The 15760-nt window shown below is 73.4% G+C and carries 15 protein-coding genes; 4 read left to right on the top strand and 11 right to left on the bottom strand.

The annotated features are described in order from the left end of the window. Together OG462_RS26910 and OG462_RS26905 are read right to left on the bottom strand one after the other, a co-directional pair. The gene (locus tag OG462_RS26910) at positions 1–1185 is read right to left on the bottom strand and encodes a glutathionylspermidine synthase family protein (protein ID WP_406061415.1); all 1185 of its coding nucleotides are present in this window, start codon (positions 1183–1185) and stop codon (positions 1–3) included. Between the two features lie 14 nt (positions 1186–1199). Next, positions 1200–1502, bottom strand: coding sequence for a hypothetical protein (locus OG462_RS26905; RefSeq protein ID WP_406061413.1), 303 nt, complete (start codon positions 1500–1502; stop codon positions 1200–1202). 191 nt (positions 1503–1693) lie between these two features. On the opposite strand from OG462_RS26905, the gene OG462_RS26900 reads away from it, so the two are divergent. Further along, entirely contained in the window at positions 1694–2623 is a 930-nt protein-coding gene (locus OG462_RS26900) for a hypothetical protein (protein ID WP_406061411.1), read from the top strand. Between the two features lie 101 nt (positions 2624–2724). On the opposite strand, the gene OG462_RS26895 is transcribed toward OG462_RS26900, so the two are convergent. Next, positions 2725–4218 (bottom strand): PLP-dependent aminotransferase family protein, encoded by a 1494-nt coding sequence (locus OG462_RS26895; RefSeq protein ID WP_406061410.1) that lies wholly within the window; start codon positions 4216–4218, stop codon positions 2725–2727. Between the two features lie 47 nt (positions 4219–4265). On the opposite strand from OG462_RS26895, the gene OG462_RS26890 reads away from it, so the two are divergent. After that, positions 4266–4796 carry a carboxymuconolactone decarboxylase family protein gene (locus OG462_RS26890; protein ID WP_406061408.1) on the top strand — a complete coding sequence of 177 codons (531 nt, stop codon included), beginning with the start codon at positions 4266–4268 and terminating at the stop codon, positions 4794–4796. Positions 4797–4798: 2 nt separating this feature from the next. After that, on the top strand, positions 4799–5575 hold the full coding sequence (locus tag OG462_RS26885; protein WP_406061407.1) for an isocitrate lyase/phosphoenolpyruvate mutase family protein: 777 nt from the start codon (positions 4799–4801) through the stop codon (positions 5573–5575). An 86-nt stretch (positions 5576–5661) separates the two neighbouring features. Here OG462_RS26885 and OG462_RS26880 read toward each other — a convergent pair whose 3' ends face one another. The 7 genes from OG462_RS26880 to OG462_RS26850 form a co-directional block, all read right to left on the bottom strand. Beyond that, positions 5662–6618: a serine/arginine repetitive matrix protein 2 gene (locus tag OG462_RS26880; protein WP_406061405.1), complete on the bottom strand. Its 957-nt coding sequence runs from the start codon at positions 6616–6618 to the stop codon at positions 5662–5664. A gap of 1 nt (position 6619) precedes the next feature. Then, positions 6620–7051 carry a hypothetical protein gene (locus OG462_RS26875; RefSeq protein WP_406061404.1) on the bottom strand — a complete coding sequence of 144 codons (432 nt, stop codon included), beginning with the start codon at positions 7049–7051 and terminating at the stop codon, positions 6620–6622. Continuing rightward, positions 7044–8792 carry a hypothetical protein gene (locus tag OG462_RS26870; RefSeq protein ID WP_406061403.1) on the bottom strand — a complete coding sequence of 583 codons (1749 nt, stop codon included), beginning with the start codon at positions 8790–8792 and terminating at the stop codon, positions 7044–7046. The genes OG462_RS26875 and OG462_RS26870 overlap by 8 nt, the downstream gene beginning before the upstream one ends. A gap of 195 nt (positions 8793–8987) precedes the next feature. Continuing rightward, a complete protein-coding gene (locus OG462_RS26865; RefSeq protein ID WP_406061401.1) occupies positions 8988–9977 on the bottom strand; it encodes a malate dehydrogenase in 990 nt (329 codons plus the stop codon). A gap of 312 nt (positions 9978–10289) precedes the next feature. Next, on the bottom strand, positions 10290–11456 hold the full coding sequence (locus OG462_RS26860) for a DUF2690 domain-containing protein (protein ID WP_406061399.1): 1167 nt from the start codon (positions 11454–11456) through the stop codon (positions 10290–10292). A gap of 286 nt (positions 11457–11742) precedes the next feature. Then, positions 11743–12381 (bottom strand): DUF3017 domain-containing protein, encoded by a 639-nt coding sequence (locus tag OG462_RS26855; RefSeq protein ID WP_406061398.1) that lies wholly within the window; start codon positions 12379–12381, stop codon positions 11743–11745. A gap of 1 nt (position 12382) precedes the next feature. Then, positions 12383–13243 (bottom strand): bifunctional methylenetetrahydrofolate dehydrogenase/methenyltetrahydrofolate cyclohydrolase, encoded by an 861-nt coding sequence (locus OG462_RS26850; RefSeq protein WP_024759217.1) that lies wholly within the window; start codon positions 13241–13243, stop codon positions 12383–12385. Positions 13244–13493: 250 nt separating this feature from the next. Between OG462_RS26850 and OG462_RS26845 the strand changes: the two genes are divergently transcribed. After that, a complete protein-coding gene (locus OG462_RS26845; RefSeq protein WP_406061397.1) occupies positions 13494–14090 on the top strand; it encodes a hypothetical protein in 597 nt (198 codons plus the stop codon). 169 nt (positions 14091–14259) lie between these two features. Here the strand turns inward: OG462_RS26845 and OG462_RS26840 are convergent, their stop codons facing one another. Then, a complete protein-coding gene (locus OG462_RS26840) occupies positions 14260–15714 on the bottom strand; it encodes a DUF2079 domain-containing protein (RefSeq protein ID WP_406066733.1) in 1455 nt (484 codons plus the stop codon). Between the last annotated feature and the right edge of the window lie 46 nt (positions 15715–15760).

Genomic DNA, 15760 nt, shown 5'->3' with positions numbered 1-15760 from the left:
CTACAGGATCACGTGCGGGAGGAAGCGGGCGTACTCGTCGGTGACGAGGCCCGTCGACTCCCGGATCCCGAGCCCCGCCGCCTCGTCCTCGACGACCCACGCGCCGAGCACCACCCGGTTGCCGTCGAAGTCCGGCAGCGGGGCCAGCTCCTGGTAGCAGCAGGGCTCCCCGTCCCGTACGAACGGCTCCGTACCGGCCTCGTGCAGGGTGACGCCCGCGCCCTCGCGGCCGAGCAGCGGCTTGGCGACCCAGCCCGCGGTCGTGGCGAGCTCGCGCGGTCCGTCGAGGTAGGCGGGCAGCAGGTTGGGGTGGCCCGGGTACAGCTCCCACAGGATCGCGAGCAGCGCCTTGTTGGACAGCAGCATCTTCCAGGCGGGCTCGATCCAGCAGGTCGTCCCGGTGCCGCCGCCGTTGTCGAGGGTGTCCAGGACGTGCCGGCCGAAGCGGTCGGTGGTCAGCCACTCCCACGGGTAGAGCTTGAAGCAGCTGCGGATGAACCGGAGCCGGTCGTCCACGAAGCGGCGCGAGAGCCGGTCCCAGCCGATCCGTTCGACGGAGAGCGCCTCGGTGTCGAGCCCGGCTTGCTGGGCGGTCTCGCGCAGATACGCGACCGTCATCAGGTCCTCGCCGAGTTCGTCGCCGTCGGAGTGCGCGAAGTGGAGGGGGCCGGGAGGCAGCAGGTGGGCCTGCTTCTTCCACGCGTCGACGAGCCGTTCGTGGAGGGAGTTCCACTGGTCGGCGCCGGGGAACCGTTCCTCCATCCAGAACCACTGCGGGCTCGCGGCCTCGACGAGCGAGGTGGGCGTGTCGGCGTTGTACTCCAGCATCTTGGCCGGGCCGGTGCCGTCGTAGCGCAGATCGAACCGCCCGTAGAGGGAGGGGAGTTCGGCGCGGCGCCGCCATGACTCGGCGACCAGGGACGCGAGCTTCGGATCGGTGATCCCCAGCTCCGCGAACCGGTCCCGCTCGACGATGTGCGCGGCCGCCGCCAGGCACATCGCGTGCAGCTCGTCGACGACCTCTTCGAGGGCCTCGACCTCGGGCAGGCTGAAGGAGTAGTACGCGCTCTCGTGCCAGTACGGGCGCAGCGAACCGTCCGGGTAGCGGGTCAGCGGATAGACGAGCCCCTGCTCCTCCACCGTCTCCTGCCAGCCGGGCCGCGGCTCGATGGTGTGCCGTCGCATGTGCCGGACCTCTCTCAGCCGCCGCCGGAACCGGAGCAGCCGAAGCCGCCGGTGTCGACGGCCTTCTTGTCGAAGCTGCCGCCGCTCACCTGCTTGTCGCGTAGGGAACCGCCGTAGTAGTACGAGCCACGGGTGGTGCCGCCATTGTCGTCGTCGTCACCACCGCCGCCGCTGCTCTCGCACTCGTAGCGGGGCAGCTCCTCCCGGGTCAGCGGGTCGACACACCGCTTGTCCGGCTCGGAGCCGCACGCGGTGATCGTCGCCGCGAGCACACCCATCCCGCCGAGCACCACCGTGCTCGACCTCAGCCTCCGCATGTCCGTCGCCCTCCCGTTCGCGGGCGCGACCCTTACGGTCACACCGGCCGCCGTTCCCGCTTGTCGCGTTCACGTCTGTCGCGACCGCACAGTGTAGGCCGGTGATTTTCAGCCGCAACGCCTGGGCCTGTCCGGCGGATCGGGGCCGCGGCCCCGGCCATGATCCGCAGGACAGGCCCTAGAGTCATTTCGTGCTACTCGGGATGATTTGTGCGCTCGCTTCGTCCGTCTGCTTCGGCGCGGCCTCGGTTCTGCAGGCGATGGGCGCCCGCGCCGCGACACCAGGGACCGGGGGTGGCGTCGACATCGCGCTGATGGGGCGGGCCCTGCGGCAGTGGCGGTACATCGCCGGCCTCGGCATGGACGGGCTGGGCTTCGCCCTGCAGATCGTGGCCCTGCGGACCCTGCCCATCTACGTGGTGGGCGCGGCCCTCGCCGCGAGCCTGGCGGTCACGGCGGTCATCGCCTCCCGGGTGCTGCGGGTGCGGCTGAGCCGGGTGGAGTGGACGGCCGTCGCCGTGGTCTGCGCGGGGCTCGCGCTGCTCGCCCTCGCCTCCGGGAAGGAGGGCCACCGGGAGGGCTCGGACGCACTGCGCTGGGCGCTGCTCGCGACGGCCTTCGGGGTGCTGCTGCTCGGCGTGGTCGGCGGCAGGCTGCCGCAGCGACCGCGCGCCCTGGTCCTCGGCCTCGGCGCGGGCTTCGGCTTCGGGGTGGTGGAGGTGGCGGTCCGGCTGATCGACGGCATCGATTTCGCCGACCCGGTCTGGTACGCGCTCCTGGTGGGCGGCGGGGCCGCGTTCCTGCTGCTGACCTCGGCGCTCCAGCGCGGCTCGGTGACCACGGCGACGGCGGGCGCGGTGCTCGGCGAGACGATCGGCCCCGCGATCATCGGGGTGGCCTGGCTCGGCGACACCACCCGGCAGGGGTTCGGCTGGCTCGCGGTCCTCGGCTTCGCGATCGCGGTGGCGGGCTCCCTGACCCTGGCCCGCTTCGGCGAGCCACCGGAGGTGGACGAGACCGGGCGGACGGTGACCGCGGGCACGGGGGCGGGCGTGGGCACGGGTCCGGGCGGGGGCCAGGGCTCCGGCCAAGGCCAGGGCTCCGGTCCGGACACCCCCTAGGTCGTGTCCGGAAAGCAGCGCCGTCTGCCCGCCGGGCCAGGCGGGCTTTCCGGACACGACCCAGGCGCTCGGCCGGCCCGGCCCGGTCAGCAGGACGACCCCTACGGCAGCACCCGGCACAGGGCCTGCAGCGCGCTCTGCCAGGCGCTGTCCGGCGGCGTCCCGTAGCCGACGACGAGGCCGTCCAGGGTCGCCGGCACCGTCGGGCGGCGGAACTGGTTGACGCCCTGGACGGCGAGCCCGTTCCAGGCCGCGGCCCGGAGCACGGCCTGCTCGGTGCCGGGCGGCAGGGCGAGCACGGCGTGGAGACCGGCCGCGATCCCGCTGACCCGCGTCTCCGGCGAGTGCGCGGCCACCGCCGCCACCAGCTGGTCGCGGCGCCGCCGGTAGCGCAACCGCATCGCCCGTACGTGCCGGTCGTACGCCCCCGAACCCAGGAACTCCGCGAACGCCAGCTGGTCCGGCGCGCTGGACACCCAGTCCACCACCCCCTTCGCCGCCACCACCTCGCCGACCAGGCTCTCCGGCAGCACCATCCACGCGATCCGGAGCCCGGGGGCGAGGGACTTGCTCGCGGTGCCGAGGTGGACGACCCGCTCGGGATCGAGGCCCTGGAGCGCGCCCACCGGCTGCCGGTCGTAGCGGAACTCCCCGTCGTAGTCGTCCTCCAGGACGAAGCCGCCCGAGGCGCGCGCCCAGTCGACGACCGCCGCACGCCGGTCCGGGGGCAGGGCGCCGCCCAGCGGGAACTGGTGGGCGGCCGTCATCAGGACGGCCCCGACCGAGCCGAGGCTTCCGGAATGGCCCGGATCCGACAACTCCTCGACCCGGGTGCCACGTTCGTCGAAGGGCAGGACCGGGGTGCCCAGGCCCGCGCCGGTGAGGAGACCGGCGTGCAGGCCGAGCCCGTACGACTCGACCGCGACGTCCCGGACGCCCCGGCTCCGCAGCACCTGCCCGATCAGCATCAGTCCGTGCACGAAGCCCGCGCAGACCACGATCCGTTCGGGCCGGGCGTACACGCCCCGCGCACGGGCGAGGTACTCGGCGAGGACGGTCCGCAGTTCGATCCGGCCGCGCGGATCGCCGTACCCGAAGGCCTCGTTCGGGGCGGCGGTGAGCGCCCGCCGGTACGCCTTGAGCCACTCGGCGCGCGGGAAGGACGCCAGGTCGGGGGTGCCGGCCTTCAGGTTGTGCGCGGGCGCGGAGGGCCGGGGCGGGGAGAGCGCGGGAGAGGCGGCGGCAGGCCGCGCCGCCGGGCGCGCCGCCTCCGCACGGCGGGGCTCGACACGGCGGGACTCGGGGTGGCGGGACTCGGCGCCGCGAGGCTCGGCGCGGCGGGCGACCCGGGTGCCGGAGCCCTGCCGGGCCGTCAGCCAACCTTCGGCGACGAGTTCGGCGTAGGCGTCGGCGACGGTGTTACGGGCCATGCCGAGGTCGGCGGCGAGCGACCGGGACGACGGCAGCCGGGTGCCCGCCTCGAGGCGTCCGCTGCGCACCGCCTCCCGCAGGGCGTCCATGAGCCCGGCCCGCAGGCGCGGACCGCGAAGTTCAAGATGAAGATCGGCCCCGAAAGTGGCCCACTCGTTCGCCATGGCAATGGACCATACTCCTGTGCCACCTGGCTCGTACGGTTGAAGACATGACCACGCACACGGACATCCTTGAGACCACCGGGATCGCTACGGCCGCGCCGGCCGAGTACGCCCACGAGCACGCCCCCCGCCTCCCCCTCGCCGAGCGCGTCCCCGAGTTCTACCGGGCGATGCTGCGCCTGGAGACGGCGGCGGCGAAGGACATCGACCCGACCCTGTACCACCTGATCAAGATCCGGGCCTCGCAGATCAACCATTGCGCCTTCTGCATCGACATGCACAGCAAGGACGCGCTGGCCGAGGGCGAGACCGTCGAGCGGATCGTGCAGCTCTCCGCCTGGGAGGAGTCGCGGCACTTCTACACCGAGCGGGAGCTGGCCGCGCTCGCGCTGACCGAGTCCGTCACCGTCCTCACCGACGGCTTCGTCCCCGACGAGGTGTACGCCCGCGCCGCCGAGCACTTCGACGAGACGGAACTCGCCCGCGTCATCAGCGCGATCGTCGTCATCAACGCATGGAACCGGATCGGCGTCAGCACCCGGATGACGCCCGGCCACTACACCCCCCGCGGAGCATGAGCGTGAGCGTCACCGGGGGCGCGACCGGGGGCGGTGCCGGGGGCGCGACGGCCGAGGCCCTGCGGGCCCTCCACCGGGACCGGACCGCGGGCGATCCGCTGGTGCTGCCGGGTCCGTGGGACGCGGTGAGCGCCCGTGCCTTCGAGGCGGCCGGCTTCCCGGCGCTCGCGACGCCGAGCGCCGGGATCGCCGCCTCCCTCGGGTACGAGGACGGGGCGACACCGGCGGCGGAGATGTTCGCCGCCGTTGCCCGGATCGTCCGCGCCGTCTCCGTCCCCGTCACGGCGGACCTGGAGGGCGGTTACGGGCTGTCGGCGGCCGAACTGGTGGAGCGCGTACGGGAGTCGGGTGCCGTCGGCGTGAACCTGGAGGACACCGGCCCGGCCGGCGGTCTCACGGACCCGCGGGCGCACGCCGAGTGGCTCGCGGAGGTGCGGGCCGCGGCGGGGCCCGCGCTCTTCGTCAACGCGCGCGTGGACGTGTACATCCGCCGGGCACCCGAACCGGTCGACGCCGCGATCGAGCGAGCCCGGCTCTACGCGGAGGCCGGCGCGGACTGCGTCTACCCGATCGCGGCCCCGCCCGCCGACCTCCCGGTCCTTCGCGCCGCCCTCGGTGACCTCCCGCTCAACGCCCTGGCCGGCCAGGGCGGCCCGTCCTTCGCCGAACTCGGCCGGCTCGGCGCGACCCGGATCACCTTCGGCGACGGGCTGCTCCTGCGCGCGGGGGACGACCTGTCGGCGCTCGCGGCGAGTCTCCGGGAGAGCGGGACACTCTGACGCTCCCGGCGGCGCGGGGCCTGGGTCCCCCAGCCCTGGATCCCCTAGCCCTGGGTCCTCCCCTAGGTCCCCGCCCCCGGCGCCGCTCAGTGCGCGCCGGGCCGGAAGAACTCCAGTGCCACGCGGAGGGATTCGCGCTGCTTCGGCCACTCGCCCTCCGGACCGGCGGCCAGGATCGTGTAGTGGTTGCCGTCCGCGGCCGTGAAGGCCCGGTCGACGACCTTGCGGCGGCTGCCGTCGTCCCGGGCGTACGCGTACACGAGCTCGGCGGAGTCGGCCGGGACGCCCGGTTCGCCGGTGAGCCGTTCGAGGCTGATCTCCTGGTAGCCGGGCTTGTTGGCGCGGCCGTCCTCGGAGGCCGCGCGCAGGGCCTCGTACGGCGTCAGGCCGGCCTCGACGACCACGAAGATCTGGAGCAGGCTGCGGCGGTCGGGCGCGTTGTAGAAGACGCCCTGGTCGGACTCCGTACGGTCCCAGCCGTCGGGGACGGCGATGGTGAAGCCCTTGAGGTCCTCCAGGACGCGGTAACCGGCCGGGGGCGCGCCGTCCGTGGGGGTGGCCGTGCCGGAGGGCGAGGCCGGGTCCGACGGCGTACCGGACGGGGAGTCCGACGGCGGGCCTGACGTCGGCTCGGTGGTCCCGTCGGCCTCCTCCGGGGCCGAGACGGAGGCCGGGGGGCCGCTCGCCGCCGGGCTCTGCCCGTCGTCGTCACGGCCCCAGAGCAGCCAGCCGCCCACGGAGCCCGCCGCGAGGACCGCCACGGCGACGCCCGCCGCGGCGGCCGCACGCGCGCGTGGCCGGGCCTCCGGAGCGGCGCTGCCGGGCGTGGTGTGCTGCCGGCCGTCCGTCTCCGGCACGTACGCGGGCGCGTGCCCGGGGTCGTACCCCGGCACCGTTCCCGGTGCGTACTGCGGCGGGGGCGGCGGCGGCAGGGGTACGAGAGGGCCGTCCCCGACTCCCCCTGCGGGACCGGGCGTCGCCGCGCCGGTCTCCCAGCTCTGCGTCTCGTCGTTCCAGCGGGCCCCGCCCCCGTAGCCGCTCATCTCACCCTCCGAGCAGGGCGCCGACGGCCTGCCCGACGGCCACGCCCGAGGCGAGGATCCCGGTCACCGCGCCCGCGTCCGTGAGGGCGCGGCGCAGCCGGGTGAGCCGTCCGGCGTCCGCCCGGCCCGTGCCCTCGATCTCGTCCTCGGTGTCGGAGAGTTCGGTGTCCAGGGCGGCCGTCTGCTCGGTGGGGACGACCCCGCCCAGGTCGGTGCGGAGCCGGCGAACGGCCTGGAGCAGTTCCTCCTGCTGCGGGTCGCGGGCCGGCGGGGTCCCGTGCACCGTGCTGGTGACGGTGTTGTGGTCGCCGATGGTGACGTTGCCCCCGGTGTTGGTGACATGGATGCCGCCGCGGGCGGCCCGGGTGTCGCCGGAGCCGTTCGCGGCGGTGTTCCCGGTGCCGTTCTCCGTGGTGTTCCCGGCCTCAGCCACGAGTGCCTCCCGTGCTCACGTTGGTGAAGGTCCTGCTGGTGACGGTGTTGTGGTGGCCGACGGTGACGTTGCCCTTGGTGTTCTCGATGAACGTGCCGCCCTCGGCGACGTGGACGATCTTCTGCTCGAACTCGGCGGTCTCGTACCCCGCTTCGCGGAGCGCGACCGTCACTCCGTTCGCGACCCGGTCCTGGACGCTCTTCAGATAGCGGCTGACGTCCATCTCCTGGAAGAGCGAGGCGTCGTCGTCGGAGCCGAGCTCGCGGACCGAGACCTCGGGGCCCTCGGGCAGCGCGTTGGCGTGTCCCTCGGTGAGCAGCCGCCAGGCGTGGCCGACCGAACGCCCGAGGGTGACCAGGGCCTGCCCCGCCGAACGCGGGGTCCGGCCGAGGGCCCAGACGGCCCTGCCGAAGCGGTGGTTGTGCCGGTAGCGGTGGGCGATCCGGTCGGCGTACCGGTAGAGCGGCTTCACCGGCCGGAGGACGTGCGGGGCGACCTCCAGCATCAGCATGCCGCCCTGGGTGTGGACGCGGACGAAGACGGTGGTGACGATCTCCTCGCCCCAGCCGCCGACGCGGACGCGCAGGAAGTGCCGGCGGGTCTCGCCGCCCTCCTCGATGGCGCCCGAACGGTGCGCCTCGAAGCCCTCCGGGCTGTACGGGGCGGCGGTGCGGGCCGGCAGTCCGTCGACCGGCAGGAAGACGACCTCGTCGATCTCCAGGTCGCGCAGCCGGTCCCGTACGGCGGCCTGGATCGCGGGCGAGCCGTGCGCGGAGGGCACGCGGAGCGCCTCCACGAGCGGGACGACGTGCCGCATGATGGCGCTGTTGTCGAGCGGTTCGGGCGCCCCGCCGTCGAGGTTCTTGCGGGGGCGCAGCTCGATGGAGAGCGACCAGGGCTCGTACGGCTCACCGGCGCCGCAGAACGGGTCGTCGGCCCCGTACATCACGAGCCGCGCGTGCTGTTCGGTACGGATCCGGTCGCGCAGCCGGCGGAACCGTACGCCCTCGGCCCGCTCGGCGGGGTCGGATCCCTGGTCGGGGAAGCGCTCCCGGGACAGCTCCTCGGTGAGCGCACGGGCGAACTGGCCGCGCTGGGTGGCCACCGCCCAGGCCACGAGGAGCGGCACGACGATGGTGATCCACACTTCCAGCCTGCCGATGCCCCACATCTCCTGGGCGACGAGTTCGACCGCGAGGCCGACGAGCTCCCCGGCCTCGGCGGTGTCGCCGAGGAACTCCCAGCCGGACTCGTCGTCGCCGAGGGCGAGGAAGAGGAGCAGCAGGACGGACTGGAGGAGCATGAGCCGCCCGTACCAGCGCAGCAGGAAGGCGGGGACGAGGCGGAAGACTGGCGCGGTGGCGGACCGGCCCCGGACCCAGCGGGCGAGGCCGAGGACCAGGAAGGGCACGATCAGGAGGACGATCAGGCCCTTGGTGAGCGGGATCGCGATGATCCAGAGGGCGAGGATGCCGGCGGCCCAGGCCAGCTCGACGCGGCGGGCGCGGAGCGCGTGCGCGAGGACGCGGCTCGCGTCGTAGCCGAGGGAGGGGGCGGCGAAGCGCTCCTCGTGGACGTACAACTGGTCGATGACCGCGTCGCGGAATCCGTCGTCGAGATAGGTGCCGGCGCAGAGCAGCCGGGTCGCCTCGCTGGCGGCCGGCAGCCGGCGCGGGTCGGCGGCCGGCGGGGTCGCACCGGGCGGCTGCCCCGGCTGCCGAGGTAAGAAGGACTGTGCCAAAACTCCCCCGATCGTGTGTAACTACTCATGTTTACGGCCGGCTTGGCCGCGAACCGGGGGGACAGCATAGGGGAGGCGGGGGCTCCGTGTCGGCAGGAAAAGCAGCCCGGTGCGGGCATGAAAAACGGCGCCCCCACGCCGTACGGTCGGTCGTACGGCCCGGGGGCGCCGAGCAGGTGGAGCCGGGGCTCAGTCTCAGATGAGGCCGAGCTCGCGCACCGCGTCGCGCTCCTCGGCGAGCTCCGCCACGGAGGCGTCGATGCGGGCACGGGAGAACTCGTTGATCTCCAGGCCCTGGACGATCTCGTACTTGCCGTCCTTGGTGGTGACGGGGAAGGAGGAGATGAGACCCTCCGGCACGCCGTACGAGCCGTCGGACGGGATGCCCATGGAGGTCCAGTCGCCCGCGGCGGTGCCGTTGACCCAGGTGTGGACGTGGTCGATGGCGGCGTTCGCGGCCGAGGCGGCGGAGGACGCGCCACGGGCCTCGATGATCGCGGCGCCGCGCTTGGCGACGGTCGGGATGAAGGTGTCGGCCAGCCACGCCTCGTCGGCGACGACCTCGGCGGCGTTCTTGCCGGCGATCTCCGCGTGGAAGATGTCCGGGTACTGGGTCGCCGAGTGGTTGCCCCAGATGGTGAGGCGCTTGATGTCCTCGACCGAGGCGCCGGTCTTGGCGGCGAGCTGCGAGAGCGCGCGGTTGTGGTCCAGACGGGTCATCGCGGTGAAGCGCTCGGCCGGCACGTCCGGGGCGGCGGCCTGGGCGATCAGCGCGTTGGTGTTGGCCGGGTTGCCGACGACGAGGACCTTGATGTCGTCCGCGGCGTGGTCGTTGATGGCCTTGCCCTGCGGCTTGAAGATGCCGCCGTTGGCGGCGAGCAGGTCGCCGCGCTCCATGCCCTTGGTACGCGGGCGGGCACCGACGAGCAGCGCGACGTTGGCGCCCTCGAAGCCCTGGCTCGGGTCGTCGAAGATGTCGATGCCCTTGAGCAGCGGGAACGCGCAGTCGTCGAGCTCCATGGCGGTGCCCTCGGCGGCCTTCACGCCCTGCGGGATCTCGAGGAGGCGCAGCTTGACCGGCACGTCCGCGCCGAGCAGGTGGCCCGAGGCGATGCGGAAGAGCAGCGCGTAGCCGATCTGGCCGGCCGCGCCGGTCACGGTGACATTCACGGGAGTGCGGGTCATGGCGATCTCCGTAAGACAGCTGGCGGTGGGGGTCCCTGCCCCTGGTGCGGGATAGCTCTCTTGATCGATCGGTGTCTCGACATGAAGAGATATCCAGCGGTCAGGCTATCCGACCCGGGCCCCGCTGAATCCCCACCCCCTTGTGGTCCGGCTCACTGCCGCCCGTCCGCGCGGCCGAGGCCACCCGTCCGTACGGATGGGTCACCCGTCCGTACGGACGGGGTGGTTCGGCCGTACGGACGGGGTCGCTCGGCCGCACGGACGGGGTCGCTCGGCCGTACGACTCCGGCCGCCGGGTGCGGGTGGACGCGTTCACCGGCTCGCGGTGCAGCCTTCGCCGCCGTCCACGAGCAGTGCGCAGGCCCGGGCGGCCGTGCCGGAGTCGACGGCGACCATCGGCGTGTACGCGTCGGTCTCCACCGCCGCCGTGTCGGTACCGGGGGCGACGGTCGCGCGTCGCACGGCGGCCCCGACGTGGACGCTCACGGCGTCCTGGGGCGCACCCCCGGTGAGCCGGGCCCACGCGGCCCCGCAGGTGTCGCTGTAGCGGACCTCGATCTGCGCGTCGCCCACGAGGGCGCGGGCGACGGTGGTGGCGAGGGGGCCGCCGCACCCCATGGCCTCCGGGTCCTGCCCCGTGCAGTCAGGTCCCGCGCACTTCACCCCTGCGGGGAGGCTGGCGCGCGGTGTGGCGGGCGGGGCGGTGGTGGTGGGAGGGGCGGCCACCGGGTCGCCCTCGCCGTCGGAACCCCCGAGATCGACGAGGAGGAGGGCGGCGGTGACCACGAGCAGGGCGCCGATGACGCCGGCGGAGTAGAGCAGGACACTGCGGCGGCGGGAGTCGGGGGTACGCGTGGCGGGCACGGCGAAGTCGGGTGCGGGGGTACGCGTGGCGGGCACGGCGAAGTCGGGTGCGGGGGTACGCGTGGCGGGCACGGCGAAGTCGGGAGCGGGGTCACGGGGCGGGGGCACGGCGGAGTCGGGGGCCGAGGCCGCCGCCGGGCGGGGCCGGTCGAGGCGCCGGATCTCCATGGTGCGGTCGTCACCGGGACCGCGGTCGCCGAGGGGACCACCGTCGCCACGGGGGCCGCGATCGTCACCGGGGCCGCGATCGTCACCGACGTCGGCCGTGCGGCCACCGTCACCGTCCTCGGGCTCACCCTCACCGCCCCGACGGCTCCCACCGCCCCGGCTCTCGGCAAGGGCGGCCGCGCGGGCCCAGGCGCGCTCGGCGCGCTCCCCGCCGGCCGCGAGGCCCGCCGGGTCGCTTCCGGTCACCTCGGCGAGTGCCACGACGGCACTGCGGGGCGCGGGCTGACGTGCGTTCAGATAGGCGTCCCACGCGGCCCGTTCGTGCCCGGTGCGCTCGGCGACGGCCGTGACGCCGAGGCCGCTGCGGTCGATCAGGCGGCGGAGCCGTTCCGTGAACGCGCGGACGTCCGGGTCGAGTTCCTCCGGCAGCGCCTTCCAGCCAGGCATGGCGGTCCCCCTTGTCCCGTACGTGCCGTGCCTCCCCTGCTTCCCCGAAGGATGGCAGGTCCGGGGGCGATGCGTGCCCCGGATGCGCAGCCGAGGTACCGGAATGGTCACTTCCGTGCCACAGCGCACGGCCGGACCTTGAACCCGCCTTGGCACGTACATGACCCTTGATCGCAGCGGCGCCCGCCCTCCCACGGGGGAGAGGGCGGGCGCCGCGCCACGTACCGTCCGTCCGTCCGTCCGGGTCGGGGTGACCGTCGGACGGGTCAGGTGAACGTCGAACGGATCAGGTGACCGTCAGATGGAGGACGTCCTCCAGGAACGGGATCTTCAGCCAGGGCTCGGGCTGCACCATGAGCGAGAGCAGCACGATCAGGCCACCCATGACGCCGTACGTGATCATGTCCGTGAAGCGGGACCGGACGGCGAGCATGCCCACCGAGGGCAGCACCCGGCGCAGCACGGCCCCCACGAGGAGCGCCGCACCGACCAGCATCGTGCCGATCCGGAAGGACTGCGGGACGGCGTCCGTGCCCACCACGAGCAGACCGATCCCGGCGAGGCCGAGCACGGTGAGCAGCGGCCACTGACGGGCGGGCGCCGAGGCGTCGCCGGGGGCCGCCCGGCCGCCGCCCTCGGGCCGCGCGGTGCCGGTGGTGAGGGTGGGCGCCGGCCGCTTCCAACCGTTCGCCCCCGGGGCGCTGGAGGCGGAGTCGCGGGAGCCGGAGGGGGCGCCACCGGCCACGGCGTCGCCACCGGCCGAGGTGTCACCGGCCACGGCGTCGCCACCGGCCGAGGCACCACGGGCCGAGGAAGCGCCCGTCGAGGCGGCGTCCGCCGAGGTGGCGTCCGTGGCCGCGTCCCGCGACGTGCCGTCGGCCGCCCCGTCCGGGTTCCCGGCTGTGCCCGGGGTCCCGGGGGTCACGTCAGAGCGCCGCGGCCGCGCGCTCGGCGGCCTCGACGACGTTGACGAGGAGCTGGGCGCGGGTCATCGGGCCGACGCCGCCCGGGTTCGGGGAGATCCAGCCCGCCACCTCGGCGACACCGGGGTCCACGTCGCCGAGGATCTTGCCCTCGCCGTTCCGCGAGACGCCGACGTCGAGGACGGCCGCGCCCGGCTTCACGTCCTCCGGCTTGATCAGGTGCGGCACGCCGGCCGCCGCCACGATGATGTCGGCGTTGCGCAGGTGCGCCGACAGGTCCCGGGTGCCGGTGTGGCACTGGGTCACGGTCGCGTTCTCGGAGCGGCGGGTCAGGATGAGCGGCATCGGACGGCCGATGGTGACACCGCGCCCGACGACCACGACCTCCGCGCCGTTGATCTCCACGCCGTGCGCGCGGAGCAGCGTGATGACGCCGTTCGGCGTGCAGGGCAGCGGGGCGGGCTCGTTGAGGACGAGGCGGCCGAGGTTGGTCGGGTGCAGACCGTCGGCGTCCTTGGCCGGGTCCATCAACTCCAGGATGCGGTTCTCGTCGATGCCCTTCGGCAGCGGGAGCTGGACGATGTAACCGGTGCAGGTCGGGTCCTCGTTGAGCTCCCGTACGACCGCCTCGATCTCCTCCTGCGTGGCGGTGGCCGGAAGGTGACGCTGGATGGAGGCGATGCCGACCTGGGCGCAGTCGCGGTGCTTGCCCGCCACGTACTTCTGGCTGGCCGGGTCGTCGCCGACGAGGACGGTGCCCAGGCCGGGCGTGACGCCCTGCTCCTTGAGGGCCGCCACGCGGACGGTCAGTTCGGACTTGATCGCGGCTGCGGTGGCCTTGCCATCGAGAATCTGGGCGCTCATGGAGACATCCTCCCGGATGACCCCCGCCTTGTTCCAATTCGCTCGCGCCGGGCGGCCGGCCAGGCGGAGCGACAGGTTGCACTTGCACAACTCCGGTGCGTATCGACTGGACAAAAAGTCGACGTTGCGACCACGATGATCGGCGAAGTACCGCGGAAAGTGCCGGGGGGAATCCGCTCACAACCGTGAAGAGTCCTCCGCGCGGGCCGCGTCGTCCCCGCAAAGAGAAATTTCACGGAGGAAACCCGCGATGAGCTTCGGTGACCCGAACAACCCGTACGGCCAGCCGCAGGGTCAGGGCCAGGGCCAGCAGCCCGGCTACGGCTACCCGCAGCAGGCCCCCCAGGGCGTGCCGCCGCAGCAGGGCTACGGCTACCCCGCGGCTCCGCCGATCTCCCCGTACGGCCCCGGTGGCTACCCGCAGGGGCCGGCCAAGATGCCCGGACTCATGACCGCCGCGCGCGTGCTGCTCTTCATCATCGGCGGCCTGCAGATCCTCATCGGCGTCATCGCGGCCATCGCCATCGGCGCGGCCTCCAGCTCGGTCGACGACTCGGACGCCGCCACCGGCCTCGCCGGTCTGGGCTTCGCCATCGTCGCCGTCCTGCTGGCCTTCGCCGGTCTGGCGATCTTCCTGGGGATCAGGTTCTCCAAGGGCGGCACCGCGATCCGCGTCATCACGATCATCTACGCCTCGCTGATGATCATCGGTTCGCTCAGCAACTTCGCCCAGGGCGAGCCCAGCGGTGTCCTCGGCGGCGTCATCAGCCTCGCCATCAGCGGCATCATCCTCGCCTCGATGATCGGCTCGCAGGCGTCGGCCTGGTTCAACCGCCCGCGCTACTGAGCGCACGGCACACCCATGACGAGGAGGGCCCCCGTTCCTGGAACGGGGGCCCTCCTCGTCGTACGGGGGTCGTACGGGGGTCGTACGGGGGTCGATGCCGTACGGATCGACGCACGAGTCGGCGTACGGATCGGCGTACGGATCGGCGTCGTCCGCGGGCCGTCGGGTGTCAGACCCGCTTGAGGACCGCGAAGCCGTCCGAGCGGTGGGTGATCTCGTACCGCGCCTCAGGATGCAGTTGCGAAGCCAGCTGCTCCGGGTCCGAAACCTGCTGCGACCAGCCGCGCAGGTCGAAGGCGAGGTAGTCCGGGGTGGCGCCCTTCGACGTGCCCACCCAGTAGACGCGGTGGTCCGCCGTGAGGTGGGCGAGGAGCGGGACGTCCGCCTCCACGCTCACGCCCTCCGGCACCGCGTCGACCGCTGCCCGCGCCTGCTCGGCCCGGGTGTCCGTCCGGTACGCCTCCGACTTCATCAGCTCCCGCAGCGGCAGGTTCGCGGCGAGGACGAGCGCCACCGCCGTCGCGACCGGGACGACGACCTTCCCGTACGAGGCGAGCCACGCGCGCGGTGAGGTGCGCACGGCTCGGGCGCCGTCCACCAGGGCCAGGAAGACCACCGGCATGAGGATGGCGCTGTAGTGCCAGTGCATGCCCCAGTGGTTCGGGTCCTGGGAGAGGAAGCGCCAGCCGAGCGTGGGCAGGACGAGCAGGATCAGCGGGGAGCGCAGGGCGAGGAAGCCGGTGATCGCGAGCAGGAAGACCACCATCTCCCAGCGCTCGCCCGAGGCGAGGGCGTCGCCGACGACCTGCCCGAAGGAGGTCTCGGCGCCCTGACCGGTCTTCTCGATCTTCGACCAGTAGTCGTACTCGCCGACCCGGCTCGCCGCCGGGATGAGGACGAGGACCGTCAGCGCGAAGGCCGCCGCGCCGAAGCCGGCCAGGGCAGCGCCGAGCCGCTTCTGGCCCTTCAGGAAGAGGACCACGCCGACCATCGAGACGGTGAGGCCCATGTCCTCCTTGACGAGGACGAGCGGGACGGCCCAGGCGGCGGCCGCGGTCCAGCGGCCGAGGAGCAGGGCCCGGCAGGTCAGGGCGAGCATCGGGACGGCGAAGGCGATCTCGTGGAAGTCGGACTTGACGGCTTCCTGGAGCCCCCAGGAGAGCCCGTACGCGAGGGCGAGTCCGATGCCGGCGGCCCGGCTGCCGAGGATCTGCTGGGTGGTGCGGCCGACGACGACGGCGCCGGAGGCGAAGAGCGCGGCCTGGGCGAAGAGCAGGGAGACCGGCGAGGACCAGACCCAGTACAGCGGCGCGAGCAGCGCGGTGACGGGGCTGAAGTGGTCGCCGAGTATGTGGAAGCCGGGGCCCTTGATGTCGACGATCGGGGCCCGGAACTCGGCGTACGCCCTGACCGACTGCCCGAAGATCCCGAGGTCCCAGGACGGGGTGCGGAAGTGCGAGTACTGCACCCAGGAGTAGAGGAAGTACAGGCCGCACAGGATGCCCGCGAGGATCAGGTACGGGCGGAGCGGGGCGGGCGAGAGGCCGTCCGGCGACTCGGTGCCGGCGGCGTCCGGAGTGCCGGTGACGGCCTCCTCGGCGGACCTGTTCTGTACGTCCAACACCACGCCCCCACTACCAGTGGTCGACAAAAGAGCAACCCATTAGACC

Origin of the sequence: Streptomyces sp. NBC_01077 (assembly GCF_045162855.1) — a bacterium.
Taxonomy (GTDB): Bacteria; Actinomycetota; Actinomycetes; order Streptomycetales; family Streptomycetaceae; genus Streptomyces.
Note: the sequence above shows the minus strand (reverse complement) of the source record. Positions and strands in the feature narration are given on the sequence as shown.

Bases quoted from the DNA above. Each gene is read 5' to 3' on its own strand.
- OG462_RS26910 (WP_406061415.1), bottom strand. From the start codon at position 1,185: ATGCGACGGCACACCATCGAGCCGCGGCCCGGCTGGCAGGAGACGGTG.
- OG462_RS26905 (WP_406061413.1), bottom strand. From the start codon at position 1,502: ATGCGGAGGCTGAGGTCGAGCACGGTGGTGCTCGGCGGGATGGGTGTG.
- OG462_RS26895 (WP_406061410.1), bottom strand. From the start codon at position 4,218: ATGGCGAACGAGTGGGCCACTTTCGGGGCCGATCTTCATCTTGAACTT.
- OG462_RS26890 (WP_406061408.1), top strand. From the start codon at position 4,266: ATGACCACGCACACGGACATCCTTGAGACCACCGGGATCGCTACGGCC.
- OG462_RS26880 (WP_406061405.1), bottom strand. From the start codon at position 6,618: ATGAGCGGCTACGGGGGCGGGGCCCGCTGGAACGACGAGACGCAGAGC.
- OG462_RS26865 (WP_406061401.1), bottom strand. From the start codon at position 9,977: ATGACCCGCACTCCCGTGAATGTCACCGTGACCGGCGCGGCCGGCCAG.
- OG462_RS26860 (WP_406061399.1), bottom strand. From the start codon at position 11,456: ATGCCTGGCTGGAAGGCGCTGCCGGAGGAACTCGACCCGGACGTCCGC.
- OG462_RS26850 (WP_024759217.1), bottom strand. From the start codon at position 13,243: ATGAGCGCCCAGATTCTCGATGGCAAGGCCACCGCAGCCGCGATCAAG.
- OG462_RS26845 (WP_406061397.1), top strand. From the start codon at position 13,494: ATGAGCTTCGGTGACCCGAACAACCCGTACGGCCAGCCGCAGGGTCAG.